The organism is Stenotrophomonas maltophilia group sp. Smal32, assembly GCF_030237085.1.
Taxonomy (GTDB): Bacteria; Pseudomonadota; Gammaproteobacteria; order Xanthomonadales; family Xanthomonadaceae; genus Stenotrophomonas; species Stenotrophomonas maltophilia_Q.
Genome location: NZ_JASJSI010000190.1, coordinates 913 through 3532, shown reverse-complemented (window position 1 = coordinate 3532; position 2620 = coordinate 913). Strand labels below are relative to the sequence as shown.

Here is a 2620-nt window from a genome sequence, read left to right as displayed (position 1 = left end):
CGGATATTTTATTGAACACCCCCCCCCTAAAAAAAAAACAAATTTTTGTTTTGGGGATGTTATATTTTTTTATAACACGACCCAACACGCCGGCCGGGCAACTCTGTGGGGGGGGGGGGTGTGGGCGGGCGCGGGGGGGGCGCCCCTCCGGCCCGCGCCCACGCCCCCCGGGGGGGTGTTAGGCGGGGGGACCCCCCCACCCCCCCCCCCCCACGCCATCCCACGGAAACCAGCTTTTGACGTTGCGGTTGCGTCTGCGGGTGCCGGGTGCAACCCGGCCGAAACCCCTTACCCCCGCAACAGCACGAACGGCAGCAGCACCAGCGCCGCTGCACCCACCATCCCCAGCAGCACCAGCACCACATAGACCGGCCGTCGCCGGAACAGGCTGCCGAAGGTCTCGGCGGTGCCATCACGCAATGCCTGCTCACGCTCAGCGCGGATACGAGGACCGCGCTCGGCCTGGTACTCGGCCATCAGCGCCTTCGCGCGCGGATGATCAGCGTCCTCGCGCAGCCACAGGCCGCCATTGGAAATGCCCCACGGGCTGGGTTCGGTGCGATACCAGGCGATGCCGTGCTGGTCGAGCAGCGTGCAGACATCGGCATATTCGTCGTCACCGACATTGCGCAGATTGAGCAGGAGTTTTGCCATGTACCCATGATACCCGGCGCCGATGCGCTACCCTTGCCGCCCTCGCCCTGCGCCCTTCCGGAGACGCCTGATGCGCCGCCTGCTGCTTCCCCTGCTGCTGTCCCTCGCCGCCGCTGGCTGCACGACCGAACCGTCCGGCCCGCCGCCCGGGGGCACTCTGACCACCTTCGAGCGCATCGATACTGTGCCCGGCACCGGCGCCGAAGCCGTCTCCGGCAGCAAGGTGACCGTGCACTACACCGGCTGGATCTACGACAACCGCACCGAAACCAAGCACGGCAAGACCTTCGACAGCTCGGTCAGCCGTGGCGAACCGTTCACGTTCGCGCTGGGCGCAGGTCAGGTCATCCGCGGCTGGGATGAGGGCGTGGCCGGCATGAAGGTAGGCGGCAAGCGCACCCTGATGATCCCGCCGGACTACGGCTACGGCGACCGCCGCGTCGGCCCGATCCCGGCCGGCTCGTCGCTGGTGTTCGACGTCGAGCTGCTCGATGTCAAACCGTAATACCGCACTGCCCCAGCGGGTCGCCGTCATCGGCGGCGGCCCGGCCGGCCTGTTCGCCGCCGAGCGCCTGCGCACCGCTGGGCTGGAGGTCGACCTGTACGAGGCCAAGGGGTCACCCGGCCGCAAGTTCCTGATCGCCGGCAAGGGCGGGCTCAACCTCACCCATTCCGATCCGCGGCCGTTGTTCGACAGCCGCTACCGCGAGCAGGCCGCCGTGGTCGGCAGCTGGCTGGATGGCTTCGACGCGCAGGCATTGCGCGACTGGGCCGCCGGCTTCGGCGTGGAGACCTACGTGGGCAGCTCTGGCCGGGTGTTCCCGGTCGACCGCAAGGCAGCGCCGCTGCTGCGCGGCTGGGTGCGCCGGTTGAAGGATCAGGGTGTGCGCCTGCATGCCAACCACCGTTGGATCGGCTGGAGCGACGACGGCGCCCTGCGCTTTGCCACCGAGGCGGGGGAAATCGGTGTGCACCCCGATGCCACGGTACTGGCGATGGGCGGCGGCAGTTGGCCGCAGCTGGGCAGCGACGGCGCCTGGGTTGCGCCACTGCAGGCGTGTGGCGTGGACATCGCGCCACTGCAGTCAGCCAACTGCGGCTTCGACGTGGACTGGACCCCGTTCTTCGCCCAGCGCAATGCCGGTGCACCGTTGAAGCCGGTAGTTGCACACTGGATCGACCTGGCCGGACAGCCACAGTCGCTGCAGGGCGAATGCGTGGTCAGCGAGTACGGCATCGAAGGCAGCCTGGTCTATGCGCTGGCAGCGGACCTGCGCGAGACCATCAACCGCGATGGCCACGCCATGCTGTGGCTGGACCTGGTGCCCGGCCGCGACGAAGCGCGCCTGCTGGCCGACCTGTCGCGTCCGCGCAAGGGCCGCAGCTTCGGCGAACACCTGCGCCGCCAGGCGGGCCTGGATGCGGTGAAGGCCGCACTGGTGTTCGAGAGTCTTGGCAAGGAGGCCGGCAACGATCTACCGGCCGTGGCTGCCACGCTCAAGCACCTGCCGCTGCGCCTGCTGCGGCCAAGGCCGATGGCCGAAGTGATCAGCACCGCCGGTGGCGTGCGCCTGGATGCGATGGATGACGGCCTGATGCTGCGGGCAGTGCCCGGCGTGTTCTGCGCCGGCGAGATGCTGGACTGGGAAGCCCCCACCGGCGGCTACCTGTTGACCGCGTGCTACGCCAGTGGCCTGCGTGCTGCTGAAGGCGTGATCGGGTGGCTGGCGGAGCGGTGACGCCTGCCTTGTAGCGTCGAGCCATGCTCGACTGCGCTACCTGTAGAGGCGCCGCCCCCCCCCCCCCGCAAAAAAAACCCGCCCCCCGGGGGGCGGGGCGACCCAAACCCCCAAAAACGGCCACAACACCCCCCGCCCCCGGGCAACCCCCCCCGCCCCCACCCCCCGGGCTGTTGGGTGGGCCTTTTTCTGCACCGGCTTTAAACCTGTCGCGGCTATATACGGTG

The 2620-nt window shown here is 68.8% G+C and carries 3 protein-coding genes; 2 read left to right on the top strand and 1 reads right to left on the bottom strand.

All coding sequences use genetic code 11. The features are described 5' to 3' along the window. Positions 1–288: 288 nt before the first annotated feature. Positions 289–654, bottom strand: coding sequence for a DUF6164 family protein (locus QRO91_RS22095; protein ID WP_049430657.1), 366 nt, complete (start codon positions 652–654; stop codon positions 289–291). Between the two features lie 70 nt (positions 655–724). Here QRO91_RS22095 and QRO91_RS22090 point away from each other — a divergent pair, with 70 nt between their 5' ends. Together QRO91_RS22090 and QRO91_RS22085 are read left to right on the top strand one after the other, a co-directional pair. Further along, a complete protein-coding gene (locus tag QRO91_RS22090; protein ID WP_049430655.1) occupies positions 725–1159 on the top strand; it encodes an FKBP-type peptidyl-prolyl cis-trans isomerase in 435 nt (144 codons plus the stop codon). Then, positions 1146–2393 (top strand): TIGR03862 family flavoprotein, encoded by a 1248-nt coding sequence (locus tag QRO91_RS22085; protein WP_049430653.1) that lies wholly within the window; start codon positions 1146–1148, stop codon positions 2391–2393. Before QRO91_RS22090 ends, QRO91_RS22085 begins: the two co-directional genes overlap by 14 nt. Positions 2394–2620: the final 227 nt, after the last annotated feature.